The sequence below is a fragment of the Flavitalea plasmicola genome (assembly GCF_030546645.1).
Classification (GTDB): domain Bacteria; phylum Bacteroidota; class Bacteroidia; order Chitinophagales; family Chitinophagaceae; genus Puia.
The window spans coordinates 525,821-540,906 of the sequence record NZ_JAUOTO010000004.1 but is presented as its reverse complement, the minus strand read 5'-3'; the positions used below and the strand labels follow the sequence as shown (position 1 = coordinate 540,906).

General features: G+C 49.8%; 11 protein-coding genes and 1 tRNA gene. 6 read left to right on the top strand and 6 right to left on the bottom strand.

The genetic code is table 11. The features are described 5' to 3' along the window. Positions 1-13: 13 nt before the first annotated feature. Positions 14-2,155 carry a c-type cytochrome domain-containing protein gene (locus tag Q4E93_RS16460; RefSeq protein WP_317505169.1) on the top strand — a complete coding sequence of 714 codons (2,142 nt, stop codon included), beginning with the start codon at positions 14-16 and terminating at the stop codon, positions 2,153-2,155. Here the strand turns inward: Q4E93_RS16460 and Q4E93_RS16455 are convergent. The 4 genes from Q4E93_RS16455 to Q4E93_RS16440 all read right to left on the bottom strand — a co-directional run bounded on the left by Q4E93_RS16455 (position 2,152) and on the right by Q4E93_RS16440 (position 7,595). Then, positions 2,152-3,003: an AraC family transcriptional regulator gene (locus tag Q4E93_RS16455; protein ID WP_303587011.1), complete on the bottom strand. Its 852-nt coding sequence runs from the start codon at positions 3,001-3,003 to the stop codon at positions 2,152-2,154. The two genes, Q4E93_RS16460 and Q4E93_RS16455, sit on opposite strands and share 4 nt — an antisense overlap. A gap of 57 nt (positions 3,004-3,060) precedes the next feature. Then, positions 3,061-5,787, bottom strand: coding sequence for a glycoside hydrolase family 38 N-terminal domain-containing protein (locus tag Q4E93_RS16450; protein WP_303587009.1), 2,727 nt, complete (start codon positions 5,785-5,787; stop codon positions 3,061-3,063). A 419-nt stretch (positions 5,788-6,206) separates the two neighbouring features. Then, a tRNA-Val gene (locus tag Q4E93_RS16445) sits at positions 6,207-6,280 on the bottom strand. 76 nt (positions 6,281-6,356) lie between these two features. Beyond that, complete coding sequence (locus Q4E93_RS16440; protein WP_303587008.1) at positions 6,357-7,595, bottom strand: proline dehydrogenase family protein; 1,239 nt, start codon at positions 7,593-7,595, stop codon at positions 6,357-6,359. Positions 7,596-7,713: 118 nt separating this feature from the next. Here Q4E93_RS16440 and Q4E93_RS16435 point away from each other — a divergent pair, with 118 nt between their 5' ends. From Q4E93_RS16435 to Q4E93_RS16425, 3 genes are read left to right on the top strand one after another with little or no spacing between them, the layout of a single operon-like run. Continuing rightward, on the top strand, positions 7,714-9,387 hold the full coding sequence (locus tag Q4E93_RS16435; protein WP_303587006.1) for an N-acyl-D-amino-acid deacylase family protein: 1,674 nt from the start codon (positions 7,714-7,716) through the stop codon (positions 9,385-9,387). Between the two features lie 10 nt (positions 9,388-9,397). Beyond that, positions 9,398-10,495 carry a mandelate racemase/muconate lactonizing enzyme family protein gene (locus tag Q4E93_RS16430; RefSeq protein ID WP_303587004.1) on the top strand — a complete coding sequence of 366 codons (1,098 nt, stop codon included), beginning with the start codon at positions 9,398-9,400 and terminating at the stop codon, positions 10,493-10,495. A gap of 17 nt (positions 10,496-10,512) precedes the next feature. Further along, entirely contained in the window at positions 10,513-11,034 is a 522-nt protein-coding gene (locus Q4E93_RS16425) for an acyl-CoA thioesterase (RefSeq protein WP_303587002.1), read from the top strand. Here the strand turns inward: Q4E93_RS16425 and Q4E93_RS16420 are convergent, their stop codons facing one another. Next, on the bottom strand, positions 11,035-11,802 hold the full coding sequence (locus Q4E93_RS16420) for a lysophospholipid acyltransferase family protein (protein ID WP_303587000.1): 768 nt from the start codon (positions 11,800-11,802) through the stop codon (positions 11,035-11,037). Positions 11,803-11,888: 86 nt separating this feature from the next. Between Q4E93_RS16420 and hxpB the strand changes: the two genes are divergently transcribed. Beyond that, on the top strand, positions 11,889-12,548 hold the full coding sequence (hxpB, locus tag Q4E93_RS16415) for a hexitol phosphatase HxpB (protein WP_303586998.1): 660 nt from the start codon (positions 11,889-11,891) through the stop codon (positions 12,546-12,548). Between the two features lie 50 nt (positions 12,549-12,598). Here hxpB and rpsA read toward each other — a convergent pair whose 3' ends face one another. Further along, positions 12,599-14,515 (bottom strand): 30S ribosomal protein S1, encoded by a 1,917-nt coding sequence (rpsA, locus tag Q4E93_RS16410; protein WP_303586996.1) that lies wholly within the window; start codon positions 14,513-14,515, stop codon positions 12,599-12,601. Positions 14,516-14,780: 265 nt separating this feature from the next. Between rpsA and Q4E93_RS16405 the strand changes: the two genes are divergently transcribed. Beyond that, positions 14,781-15,086, top strand: a complete 306-nt coding sequence (locus Q4E93_RS16405) for a type II toxin-antitoxin system HigB family toxin (protein ID WP_303586994.1) — start codon at positions 14,781-14,783, stop codon at positions 15,084-15,086.

Below are 15,086 nucleotides of genomic sequence, written 5' to 3'. Positions count from 1 at the left end.
ATAATCCCCCGGGATGTCAATACGGAACATAGGCAGGTATGCAACAAACCTGCTAATAGCTCTGAATTCGCTCATTGCTTTTTTACTGGTATTCATTAACGAATTGGTCGTGCCCAAATGGCTTCAACCGGCCGGTAGGCTACACCCGTTACTTCTTCATTTCCCCATTGTGATACTTATTATGGCGATGGGGCTGGAATGGTTTAGATTTAAAGAAAGAATAAGACAGCAGGAACTAATTCAAAATTTTATCACATTATTATGGCTTGTTGGGGCCCTCTCCGCAGCAATAACCGTAGTCATGGGGATACTCCTATCAAAGGAACCCGGCTATGAGGGCAGCACTTTGGAATTGCACAAATGGTTCGGAGCAAGCGTCGTTCTCATTTCGTCCGCTATAGTTTGGTGCCGGAATGCTTCCTGGTATTCCATAAGGGTTGCCCGATCCGCATCCCTGGCGTCAGCCCTTGGCCTCGTTGTCGCGGGGCACTTTGGAGCCGACCTGACACATGGAGCAAATTTTGTCCTGCAGCCCGTTTTGAAACCTTCAAAAGAAGATATCTCTATAGAGCAGGCGTTAGTCTTCAGCGATGTGATCCTTCCCATTTTTGAAAATAAATGCACTAGCTGTCACAATGCCGACAAGCAAAAGGGTGGCTTAATGCTCGTTGATGAAAAATCCATTCTAAAAGGTGGCAGGACCGGCAAATTATTTGAAACCGGGCAACCACAGGTTAGCCTGCTTTTGCGCAGGATCCACCTGCCCGATGGAGAAAAGGAACATATGCCGCCAAAGGGCAAACCTCAATTAACGGAGGACGAGGCTCAACTACTCTATCTCTGGATAAAGGAAAAGGTCGACTTCAAGAAGAAAGTAATCGACTTGCCTTTAAATGACTCCCTTCGCCAATTGTCTGCCGCCATATTAAAACCCGCCGGCAACACCGGGGACGAATATGCCTTTGCCGCCGCCGATGAAAAATTGATCAAAAAATTAAATACTAACTATCGTTCCGTCTCTGCAATGGGAAAAGAATCCCCGGCACTAGGCGTCAATATTTACAATAGAAAAAATTATGATCATAAGGTATTGGAGGAGTTGAGCCCGATCCAAAAACAGATTGTATCTCTTTACCTGGACCACATGCCTGTGAAGGACGCGGAACTAAAGGATATTGCAAAGTTCGAGAACTTAAGGAGCTTGAATCTAAACTTTACCGACATCACCGGGACTACGTTGAAGGAACTGGCAGTCCTTAAGCATCTCAAATCACTGTCACTTTCCGGAACAAGACTATCTCCCGACGCAGCAAAACAATTAGGCCTGTTAAAGAACGTCGAAAATGTCGTTCTATGGAATTGCGGTCTCAAGGCCGACGAAATTTCAAAATTAAAACAAACCAATAAAAATATCAACTACACGGAAGGCTTTAAGGATGATGGAAAACCCATAAAACTGAATTTTCCCCAACTTAAGACGCCCTTGGTATTTTCGAACGCGCTATTGCTGCAGTTATCTCATCCGATCAACGGCGTGGAAATGCGATATACCACCGATGGAAGCCAGCCGGATAGTGTGTCCTCGCCATTGTATAAACCCGGGATCGTCTGCAGTCAGGACAACATCTCGTTGAAAGTCAGGGCTTATAAAGCCGGCTGGCTTAGCAGTGATGTTGCGCAGTTCGAATTTCACAAAAGCACGTACACTCCCGATAGCATTAGCTTTCTGACATTTCCAAGTTTTCAATCAAGCCCTCAACGGGCAAGATCATTAATTGACAAAGACCTGGGCAGCGGCTTTATTGCTGATGGTAAGTGGATCGGTTCTCAAAAAGATCTGGCATTGTATGTACAGTTTGCCCGCCCCGCTAATTTAAAGTCAATTACGATAAACTCGCTTCGCGATAATTTACCCGGTGAGATAGAGATCTGGAATGACGTCAATAACGCCGATACAAAATTGCTTTGCAGGATGACTCCTAAGAGATCCCCGGATCCAAATTCAGGCGTTACCAGGAGCATAGAATGTAAACTACCAAAAGCTTGTCTTGCATCGAGCCTGAAAATAGTTTTTAAGCCGGCAGGCAGAACGTCGCAGCCAGGTAAAATAAATCAAACCCCGTATTTTTTTGTCGATGAAATATTCTTTAATTAGGAATAGCCCTTTCTAAAAGTCCTTGGCGAAAGATTCACCAAAGCGTTAAACTGCTTGTTGAAATTAGATAAACTGCCGTAGCCACATTCGTATGCTATTTCCGCGATGGACTTTTCAGTTTCGATTAATAAACGTTTGGCCAGGCCAATTCTCATTTCATTGACAAATTGAGTAAACGTCTTCTGGGCTCTTTTTTTAAAATAATGGCTAAATGTGGAAACGCTCATATTTAAAAGACCTGCGATCTCAGCTATTTCCAAAGGATTACCTAAATTATGATATACGTAACTATATACTTTATTCATCCTGGTAAGCTCTGTCTCGTGAAGAGATGGTTTAAATCCCGGACTGGATAGGTAATGAACCTCCGACTTTGCGAAAAGATCGAGTATTTCAAGTAGTAGCAAAGTTTTCCCAAAGGTATTCAGATGATTGAACTTAAGCAATTTATCAAGTATGATGGCCTTTGCATTGGCGTCTTTTAAACAAATTCCCCGCCCGTCATTGATCAATCTGTCGATATGTTCAGCTCCGGCCAGCTTAAAAAAATCTTCGCCAAGGAAATCTTTTTTAAACTGCAATACGATTGCCCTCGCGCAACTATCTTCTGACAAAATAGGGGAACTGCACCAGTAATGAGGGATATTTTCACCCACCAATACAAGATCCCCCGGCTGAAATTCCTCTATACTGTCTCCAACAAATCGTTTACCTGTGCCTTCCAATATCAATGTAAGCTCAAGTTCCGGATGATAATGCAACAACGCGGAAAACCTTTTTTCAACGACCTCTGTAACGACAATGGGCTCATTCGAGTTGGCGGTTATTTTTATAAACTGACTCCTCATCTGGTGGAATATTATCGTTTATTTCGCCTGGGCCGACCCAGACATCCGCCCATGCGTTCATTTCAACAGAAACGTCCTTGGCTGATTGGGCCCGATCTCAAATACAAAGGAATTCATGGAAACAGGGATACCCGCCGCATTTGCCGTGCCTTCTCCACGCAGGTTGCATGGGTAAGCGAGCTTAAATTGCGAATGCTGAGGCAGCGTTACGGTACATTTTCCCGAGTTGCCTGCTTCTTCCCACAGCCGGATCATAGCTTCATTCCCGTGTGTATTGAAAGACGTGACCAGGATCCCCTTTCGATCCAGCATAAGGCCGCCCTGCGTGTCGGGCAGGTCGCCATTGGTGTCATAATTATAAGCAAATGAAAGACCTGTCGGCGCATAATAAGCGGCGCTGAGCGGGGTACGCGTTTCTTCGGCGGGTGTGACAAAAGTCGATTCCGCATTGTAATTTTTGTAACTCCAGACGTAGAATTTTGCAGCATGCGACCCTTCGATCCATTCGGTAAAGTTGGTACCCCAGACATTGTTGTACAAATTCGACAACACGGTACCCGAAGTCAGGGTTCTTGATCTTGAATACACCCCGATCCCAGGCTGGTCGATGCTTACACCAGGCGTGTGCGGACAATTCAATCCAATGCCGCCGCTACTGTCATACATCGCCATGGCAGTATTTAAAAAATAAAAATCATGATTGGCGCCATTCACCAGATCTCTTTGCGGGTCTACGACACCGCCGGTGCGCAGCAGCCGGTATTCCGGCTTGTCCAGGCTGAACGGGAAAGCCACCCACCCTGATTCGGGATCGGGAACAGGTCTCTTTCCATTCAGTCCCATCGTGATCTCGATATAGGGCTCATTTTCGTACAGGGTATAGGTCACCAGGTAACGCTGCGCGGTGCTGTCGTTCAGCCGGCATAAGGCCGTTGCACGTATCATGCTTTTGTTGCTGAGCCACTCAATTCTATCGCATGACCCGGTGTATCTTATATTGTGTTGATTGGGCACTTTCCATCGGATAAACTCTTGTGCCGCCCAATCGACATTGCCAGGCTTGATATAATTGCTATCATAGGCATCGATCTGGTCCTGCCCCAGTCGTTCATAAACATATTCCCCGAAACCATATTTACTTTTCGAATTCACCAGTTCACGGTCGTTGACCTTATCCCGGATGGATTGCAATGTGCCCGTGTGCGGATCGATGGTCAATCTAAAAAACTTGTTTTCCATGGTCTGGTTTTGCTCATCGTGTAGCAGCGACGAGGACAGTTCTCCGGGATTATCGACCACCTCAAAAGTTTTATACCCGCCCGCAGGAATTTCCGTTGCATCAAAAGACAGCAGGTTACGGTCCTGGTATACAGGGATGAGTTGTCCAGTCCCCGGGTCTTTCAGCGCTGCGATCACTGGCGCCTCGTGGAGGGGCGTTTCATAAAAGCTTTGGAACAAAGTGACATGCCCGTGGCGGGGCCAGGGCAGGGGATTGTAAACGGTGACATGCCGCTCCTTGTTCTTTACGGACTTCACCAGTTCGAAGAGGAGGTTGCGCTTGAGGGGCCACATGATCTTCTCGGCCGTTCGTGGATAGGCAGATTTCTCCTCCCATGACTTTTCCAGGAAATAATAATTTCCCTCGGCCTTGTTTATCTCAAAATCATCTCCATATTTCCAATATGGCTGGTTTCCATGCGATAGGGCCGCACCAAATGTGTGTTCATCGAACAGCAGCATATTTTCTGCCGCCTTGTCCACATATTTATCGATCGAGACATGTTTGCCTTTCCATATATTCATGTGGGCATTCAACTGCTCGGCGACATATGTTTCACGTTGAAATATTTTATTCGTCTTGACATCTTCCGGCGCGGACATAAAGCCGTGGATCCAGGTGTCAGGCATATCTCCTCTTATCACCGGCAGATTGGGTTTCTCCTTCATCAACAGGTCATAAAAGTCAGCAATTCGTCCGATGTGCACTCTCGCATTCGGCATTTTCTGCCTGGCTTCTTTTATTAGTCCGGCTACAAGTTCGGGATCAGGCGCACCGGTATTTTCATGTGTCATGATCATGGCCAGCCAGGTTTTGTATGGCCAGTCCTTTGGAGGCAGGATACCGGAGCCATAATACTTATCCCAGTAGAAGGTCAGCAGCCTTGAGCTATCGGGCCCCTGCCACCAGAACAAGGTCGGTACAGCCGGCGACGCAGAGCCCGGATTGCAGCCAATATGCAAAACATCCACCCCTGCATTTTTTAACAGGGTCGGAATTACCCACGAATGTTCGGGTACATCGGTAAACTTCGCGTCACGTGCAGGTTTTAGTCCCCACCTGCGGTTGATGTTATCTGTAAACGACAGCCCGCGGGTAAGATTCTCCATATCACTTGCCTCAGTCTCCAGGGTAAAGGGCAAGGCATGCGGAATGATACGCTGGTCTTTGATGGCTTTCTCCAGCCTGATCTTATTCTCAGGGGAACAATTGTCGAGCATATAGTGTAATGGCCAGCCCGGCACGGTCCACACAAATCGTTCGTTCTTCGGCAGCGAGGAAGTCTGATCGATGTACCGAAGGGTCTTATCCAACATAGGTCCCGCGTACTTCTGAAGCACCGCCCCCGCCCATTCGGTGTATCCGATGTCAAAATGCATTTTAAAGACCACCACTATGTCCGTGACATTGTTGTTCTCCCCTCCCTTCCCCGCGTCTACCGCACTTATCTGCGCTTGTAATACAAGCGGAAAAAGCTGTAAAAAAGCCAGTCTCCATATTTTCATATCCCTAATCGTTTCAAAATGTGGCGCAAGTGTATAATTTGCATCATGCCGCGCGCAATTGCCAACATGGGAATTTCACCACCACCGCTCGGGGGCAGTAGGACATAAAAATTTCCTTTTATTTTCATATTCCCGATCACAAGCGCCTCAAAAATACTTTTCAGCAATGGCTGCCCCTAAAAGGCCTCTAATCAATAGTTAAACTATTTTAATCATTTAATCAACAAAAAGGCCTCCCATCCCACTTCGCGGGATCGTACAGGATTAGCTTCGCTGATCCTTTGCCTCCGGCGGCCTCCTTACCCGAAGCCCCACCGAACCGCTTCGCGGTCCGCGGCTTTTTCATGCGTCCGCTTTGGAGAATAAATTCTCCACGCTACCGCACGAAAAAGCCCCTCGGCATTTGCCGAGGGGCTTCGTGGATCGTACAGGATTCGAACCGGTGACCCCTTCCATGTCAAGGAAGTACTCTAACCAACTGAGCTAACGATCCGGTTTCAAAATAACAGGGCGTAAAAGTAAAGAATTTTTTAGATTTATCCCATAAAAAATGCCCAGCTTCCTCCCCTTCATACCCCTCTCCTCCGCAGCTCCTTCCTGATCAACCCCAGTTCCCGCCCCGTCTGCCCCGACACCGAACTATTCTCCTGTGCCCTCCGCATCAGGTAAGGCACCACATCCCGTATGGGCCCGAACGGCAGGTACTTGCTCACCGGACACCCTGCCTTCGCCAGGTTGAAGGTAATATTATCGCTCATCCCATACAGCTGCGAAAAATGAATATGCGGATGATTCAAAGGCAACCCCCGCTCCTGCAGCAGCTGCACCGCATAAAGGTTGCTATATTCATTGTGAGAAGCTACGATAAGCCCCACACGATCCAGATGCCCGATACAAAATTCCAGCGCCGTATTATAATCCTTATCCGAAGCTTCCTTGGAAGGCTGTATAGGCGAAGCATACCCCACTTCCGCCGCCCGCCGCCGCTCCTTCTCCATATAAGCGCCCCGCACCAGCTTGGCGCCCAGGATGAAATCCCTTTCCACCGCTGCTTCATAGCAATCCTTTAAAAAACTTAATCGATCATGGCGATATAATTGGATCGTATTGTACACCGTTACCCGGCCCCGGTTCAGCTTCTCCATCATGAGGATGGTCAGCACATCCACGGGATCCTGCACCCAGGTCTCTTCCGCATCGATCAGCACACCGACCTTTTTCGCCGAAGCTTCCACGCAGATCCGCTCCATCCGCCGCTGAACCCGCTCCCATTCCTCTTTTTCCTGCCGGGTCAGCGCATCCACAGCCCGGGCATAGCGCTTCATCAGGCTTCCACCCTCCCCTACGCTGCCTACACCGCGGTCCAGCTTCTCCAGCAGCCCAAAACGGGCAATACCCGTCACTTTTACGCTCATAAAAGGAATATTGGGCTGGGAGGCGGCATAGTCGATGACCCGGATAAACTCCTCGCAGGCATGGTCAAACCCCTCCTCCCCCTCATCACCGCCCTCCACCCCATAGTCCAGGATCACCTGGACATGGTATTCCCCCAGTTTACGGGCGACGGCAGCCGTTTCCGCAAGGGTCTCGCCTCCCACGAATTGCGCGAATATAGTGTTGCGTATCAGGCCTTTCACTGGCAGGCCGGAACGGATCATCCAGGGCGTGAGCCGCGTTCCCAGCTTTACCAGGGTGCCATTGCCCATGCTGGAAAATAAAAAAGCCGCTTTTTTCAGCTCCTTGTCGGATTTGTACTCGAAGGCATTCTGCGTATTGTCGAAAGATATGGTGCCGGGGTCTGCATTCATAATGGGAAAACCTGATTTGCGGGCAAAAGTAAGAAGGAATCTTGAAGCCCCGGCCCCGACCCAAATTTTTCAACGCCCAATTCCATGCAATTCATATATTGAACTCAAATAGCCTCGCATGAGAAGATATAGTTGGTTCCCACTATGTATAGTCCTCCTCTATTCCTGCCATAACGCCCCCTCCTACGACACCATTATCCGCCATGGAATGCTTTACGATGGCACAGGCAAAGCACCCATTCAAACCGACATCGCCTTACAGGCCGATACCATCGCCTTCATAGGAGACCTCTCCAAAGCCACCGCAAAACATGAAATAGACGCCGCTGGCAAGGCAGTAAGCCCCGGCTTCATCGATATGCAAAGCTGGTCCGTCACCTCGCTCCTGGCCGATGGCCGTTCCATGGGCGCCATCCGGCAAGGCGTGACCCTGGAAGTTTTCGGCGAAGGCAGCTCCGAAGGCCCCCTCACCGATACAATGAAAAAAATAGAGGAATCTCAGCAAGGCGATATAAAGTACAAGGTCGAATGGACTACCCTGAAGGATTATCTGACCTGGTTACAAAAGAAAGGCGTCTCCACCAATGTAGCCTCCTTTGTGGGCGCCTCCACCATCCGGGAGAACGTACTGGGGGACGCCAACAGGCCCCCCACTCCCGCCGAGCTGGACAAAATGAAGGCCCTGGTCAGGCAATCCATGGAAGAAGGGGCCCTGGGCATCGGTTCAGCCCTGATCTATGCACCCGGGTTCTACGCCGGCACAGACGAGCTGATAGAGCTTTGTAAGGTCGCCGCACCCTATGGCGGCATATACATCTCCCACATCCGCAGCGAAGGCAACCGGCTGCTGCAGGCCTCCGACGAACTGATCCACATTGCCCGGGAAGCCCGTATTCCGGCCGTATTCTATCACCTGAAGGCCGCCGGCAGGAACAACTGGGGCAAGATGGATTCCCTCATTGCTAAGATCGACAGCGCCCGGGCCGCCGGTCTGGACATCTCCGCCTGTATGTATACCTACACCGCCGGCGCTACAGGTTTTGACGCTTCTATGCCCCCGGCCGTACAGGAAGGAGGACTGGATAAATGGATAGAGAGACTCAAAGATCCCAGGATATACAGGCAGACCCTCAGGGACATGACCACCCCCACCAATGCCTGGGAAAACCTTTATCTCGGCGCAGGGGCGGATAACATCATTTGCGCCGGCTTTAAACAGGATTCCCTGAAATACCTCACGGGCAAAAGACTGAGCGAGATTGCCAAAATGCGCCATACGACCCCCGAGGCGACGATCATCGATCTGGTCATACAGGACCATTCCCGGGTGGAGGTGATCTATTTTCTTATGAGCGAGGACAACGTGAAAAAAGAGATCCGGCTGCCATATATGAGCTTTGGCTCCGATGCGGCCAGCATGGCCCCGGAGGGCGTATTTTTAAAAAGCAGCACCCATCCCCGGTCCTATGGCAATTTCGCCCGCCTCCTCGACACTTATGTACGGGAAGAAAAGGTCATCCCGCTGGAAGAAGCGATCTATAAGCTCAGCGGTCTGGCAGCCGCCAGGCTGAAATTGAAAAAAAGAGGCGAACTTCGCGCCGGTTATTACGCCGATGTGGTGATCTTTGATCCCGCTGCCGTTCGCGCAAATGCCACTTACGAGAAGCCACATCAGCTGGCCACAGGCGTATCGGCCGTATTCGTCAACGGCGTGGAAGTGCTGAAAGATGGTCAGCATACAGGCGCCAGGCCGGGAAGGGCCATTTTCGGACCGGGCTATAAAGGCCAATAAAAAACAAAACATGAAGATCCTTCAGACCGACATCTATAAGCTCAGTATTCCTATGCATCCCTTTACGATTGCCACAGGGACGATGCATGCTGCACAGAATATCTTCATCCGTATCCATACCGACGCGGGCTACTATGGAGTGGGCGAATGCTCTGCCTTCCCTATGATCGTTGGCGAAACGCAGGCCACCTGCTTCGAAATGGCCAAAGACTTTGCCGCGCTCTGGAAAGGTAAAGCCGCCGAAAACATCGAAGAGCGAATGAACGAGCTGCATGCTTTCACCGCCTTCAACGCCACCATCAAAAGCGCTTTCGACATGGCCCTCTACGATCTGGCGGCAAAAAAGGCCGGTCAACCCCTCTATCAATACCTGGGTGGAAAGAAAAAGGATATCGAGACCGATCTGACCATTGGCATTGATACGCCGGAGAACATGGCGGCAAGAGCCATTCAATTCATGGAAAATGGTGTCAGGATCATCAAGATCAAGTTGGGTAAAAATGTCAGGGAAGATGTGGAAAGGGTTAAGCAGATCAGGGCCGCCGTCGGAGAGGACATCCAGCTGCGGATCGACGCAAACCAGGGCTGGGACTTCGATACAGCCCTCGATGCCCTGTGTGATATGGATCCATACCATGTTCAGTTCTGCGAGCAGCCCATGCGGCGTTGGGACGACCACAAGTTGCCTTTGCTGCGCAAGGAATCTCCCGTAAAGATTATGGCCGATGAAAGCGTCTTCGATCACCATGACGCGGCAAGACTGATCAGAGCGCATGCCTGTGACTACATCAATATCAAATTCGCCAAATCCGGCGGCATCCTGGAAGCCATCGAGATCGACAAATGCGCCAAACAGCACGACATCCCCTGTATGATGGGCGGCATGCTGGAAAGTCGCGTGGCCCTCAGCGCATTTGCTCATTTTGCCCTGGCGCACGATAATATCATCTTCCACGACATGGACACCTGCCTGCTGGGCCACAAGACAGATCCCGTCACGGGCGGCGTGCAATATAAAGGCTATTTCCTGGAGATCCCTGATACCCCGGGCCTGGGCGCGGATGTCGACGAAACATTCCTGCAACAGTGCGAAAAGATCACCGTTTAAGGTGTTATATTTGCCCCATGCAACTCAAAGCAAAGACCGCCCATGAATCACTGATCGTAATGACAGAGCTGGTCCTACCCAATGACACCAATGTATATGGCAACCTGATGGGGGGCCGCCTGATGTACTGGATGGATATAGCAGCCGCCCTGTCTGCCGGAAAACATTGCAACGCACCGGTGGTCACCGCCTCGGTGGATAATATCTCCTTCGAGAATCCTATCAAGCTGGGCAATGTCGTGCACATCGAAGCCAAGGTCACCCGTGCATTCACCAGCTCGATGGAAGTATACCTGAAAGTATGGGGTGAAGATCACCTCCAGCAGTATAAATACAAGAGCAACGAAGCCTATTACACCTTTGTCGCCCTCGACCCCAACAGAAGGCCGCGGCCTGTTCCCCAGCTCACCGCGGAGACAGAAGAAGAAACGCGATTGTTTGAAGGTGCCCTTCGCAGAAGGCAGTTGCGCCTGATCCTGGGCGGTAAGCTAAAGCCGGAAGATGCGGGTGAGCTAAAGGCATTTTTTATGAAGAGCTGATCACGCCGGCTGGCTCTTCCAGTGGTGCGCCCCCTTCATCATATATTCCTTACTCTGCTCGATGGCATCCATGATGAGGGCAAGGATCTCCTCCGCAGGAGCGTCGTAATTAATGTCCAGCGGCGCCTTGAACGTGACGGATAATTGTACCCCTTTCTTTTTAAACTTAAGTCCCGTTTTATTAAAGGCCCTCCAGAAACCGCTGATCACCACTGGTACTACTACGGGTTTGTTCTGCTTGATGATAAGCGCCGTTCCTTTTCTCCCCGGAGCAAAAGCCTTGGTGGTTCCCTGAGGGAAGGTGATCACCCAGCTGTCCTCAAGGGCCCGGGTGATCTTACGGGTGTCGGAAGGGTCCAGTCCCCTCCTTACTTCCGTACCTTTGTTGGTCCAGGTTCTTTTTACGGTCAGCGCTCCGGCCAGCGTGAAAAGCCGGCTCACCCAGCTGCCCCGCATCGTTTCTTCCGCAGCGACATAATATACATTGGTAAAAGGATTCAGCAAATAGTAAGGGATCCCCAGCTTATTGTTCTTACGCCATTTCACGGCACAGAAAATATGAAGGAAAGTGATCACATCCGCAAAATAGGTCTGGTGGTTGCTGACAAAAAGAACATTTTTCTTCGGCAGGCGACGCAGATGCTCCGTGCCGCTTATTTTGAGGCGGTTCACCATCGTCAGGCCAGGATATGATATAACGCCTACGACAGCATACACCAGCTTGCGAACAAGACGGATTCTTTTTAGACGATCGCTAAATGTGCTCATTCCCCGTGTTTAGTAGAAGTATAACATCCCGAATGTACGGAAATGTTACGACAGAAATCCTTACATCTCGTTAACTTTGGAACCCTATGCAATTGAACACCGTTATTTTTGATATGGATGGGCTCCTGATCGATTCCGAGCCCTATTGGCAGATAGCAGGAATGGAAACCCTGAGAGAGTATAATGTCACTTTAGCGCCGGCACAGTACCATCATACGACAGGCCTGCGTACCCCGGAATGGCTGGATTACTGGTTTGGCTATTATGACATCCCCAAAGACAATATACCGCAGGCCGTACAGGCCCTTCACGAAAATGTCTTTGAAAAGATCCGGACAAAAGCCGAAGCCCTGCCCGGCGTCGATCACATCTTTCAATTCTTTAAACAGAGAGGTTTCCGCATCGGGCTGGCGACCTCCTCCCCCCTTTCCCTGGTGGACATAGTGACAAAAAAGCTGAACATCGGTCATTACCTGGATGCCACCTCTTCCGCGGAGCATCTTCCCTTCGGCAAACCGCATCCGCAGGTGTATATGGATTGCGCCGCCGCCCTGGGTGTACACCCATTGGAATGTCTCTGCTTTGAAGATTCCTTCAACGGGATGGTTGCCGCCAAAGCCGCCCGTATGCGCTGCGTGGCCATCCCTGTCGCGGATCAATACGCACTGCCCAAATGGGGTGCCGCCGACCTGAAGCTGCATTCCCTGGCAGACTTCGGCGATGCACAATTCGACCAGATAAAATAAAAAAACCCCAGGGGTCACCTGGGGTTTTATATGTAAGCTTTATGATGGCTTTACTGTGCGGGCGTCTCGCCGCCTTGCTGTCCCTTCTCTTCCTGCTTCAGCTTTTCCTTGATCGATGCTAAAGCGCCCAGGTCTCCGAGTGTCGGCTTTTCCACCTTGCTCTGGATATTCTTGACGGCTTTGCGCGTCTTGTCAGCGTCAGCACGTGCTTCCTTCTTGGCAGCTTCCTTCTCTTCCATCTTGCCTTGCTCCCACAGACGGGTGTGCGATAATACGATACGTTTTTCATTGCGATCGAATTCGATCACCATGAACTGTGCCGTTTCATCAGCAACCACCTGCTTGCCGTCTTCCTTGTTCAGGTGACGGTTGGGGGCGAAGCCTTCCAGGCCGTAAGGCAGCTGTACGATAGCACCCTTGTCATCCTTCCGGGTAACAGTGCCTTCATGGACAGATCCTACTGCGAAGGTTTCTTCCAGTGCATTCCAGGGATCTTCTTCGAGTTGTTTGTGTCCAAGCTGCAGCTTGCGGTTGTCCTTGTCGATACCCAGGATCATCACGTCGATGTGCTGACCGACCTTGGTGTATTCGGAAGGATGGTTAAAGCGTTTCAGCCAGCTGAGGTCGCTGATATGGATCATGCCACCGATGCCGGGAGCCAGCTCCACGAATACGCCATAAGGGGTGATGTTCTTCACCAGGCCGTTGTGGCGGCTGCCCTGCGGGAATTTGATCTCGATAGTATTCCAGGGATCTTCGCTCAGCTGTTTGATGGAAAGGCTCATCTTACGGGCATCCTTATCCAGGGTAACAACCTTGGCCTGGTGCTCGTCGCCCAGTTTGAAGAACTCCTTGGCGTTGATGGGGGTATTGGCCCAGGTAATTTCGCTTACGTGTACCAATCCTTCTACGCCCGGCATGATCTCCAGGAATGCGCCATAATCTTCGATGTTCACCACCTTGCCCTTCACGATCTCACCTTCCTTGATGGTCTCAGGCAGCACATCCCACGGATGCGGGGTCAGCTGCTTCAAACCCAGGCTGATACGTTTCTTGCCGTCGTCGAAATCCAGTACTACTACCTGGAGTTTCTGGTCCAGCTTCAGCACTTCGCTCGGATGGCTGATACGGCCCCAGCTGATATCGGTGATATACAGCAGACCGTCCAGACCGCCCAGGTCCATAAAAGCACCGAAGTCGGTAATATTCTTGATCGTACCTTCCAACACCTGGCCTTTCTCCAGCTTGCTGATGATCTCCGCACGTTGTGCTTCGATATCGCTTTCGATAAGCGCCTTGTGGGAAACTACGGCATTCTTGATCGCTTCGTTGATCTTTACCACCTTGAACTCCATGGTCTTGCCGACAAACTGATCGTAGTCGGTCACAGGCTTCACGTCGATCTGGGATCCGGGTAAGAAGGTCTCCATTCCGAATACGTCGACGATCAGGCCGCCCTTGGTCTTGCTGGTAACTGTGCCGGTAACAACTTCGCCGGTCTTGTGTACTTCCACGATCTTTTCCCATGCACGGGTGATACGCGCTTGCTTGCGGCTCAGGTGCAGGTGACCTTCCCTGTCTTCCTTCTCCACAACCATAACTTCCACTTCATCGCCCGTCCTTAAGTTCGGGGTGTCGCGGAACTCATTCAGAGAGACGAGACCGTCGCTCTTGAATCCAATGTTCACTACCACGTCGGTCTTGGTCATGCCCACCACGAGGCCCTTCACCAGCTCTCCATCAGTGATAGCTACGAATGTGTTGTCATACACCTTGTCGTACTTCTCTTTTTCGTCCTTGGTGTAAGCAGCAACATTACGTTTGTCGATGCTCCAATCGAAATCATCGTGCGCAGTTTGCACGAAAACAGGTTCTTTTTTTGTCGCTGTAGCCTCGGCAGTAGCAGTAGCCACTTCCGCAGTCTCCTGTCCTTCAGCGTTTGAGTTAACAATATTGTTTTCAGACATTTTTAAATCCCGAAGGTTTTTATATTCGGGGCTGCAAATATACAAAATTTTCAGGAAAAATCCGCTGTAGCCACCATTGATTTCCAATTGATTATGAAACAGTTCGTTCTAGAGCTTTGTACTTAAGTAGAACAAGTATTACAAATGAGAACATTTTTCACATTTGAGAAAAAAGTTATAAATTTGCCATAATTAAATTGCAGTATTATGAACCAAAAATTAAATTATGGTCTTCACATGAAGATCATTAAAAACATTAATATTTATGGTCATTATATCAAGACCAGTGATTCGCGATTTCATATCCCGTTATCCACTAAGCGCAAACGCCCTGAATGAATGGTATAGTAAGACAATGGGAAGTGACTGGGCGCAATTCAGCGATGTTAAAAAAAACTGGAACAGTTGTGACGCCATCGGCAATGATAGATCCGTATTCGATATTGCAGGGAATAATTACAGATTGATCGCAATGATCCATTTCAAGAAAAGAACGTTATATATCCGTCGGGTTCTTACCCACAAAGAATATGACGTATTAAACAAACGGGGAGAGTTAAATACCTTGTAG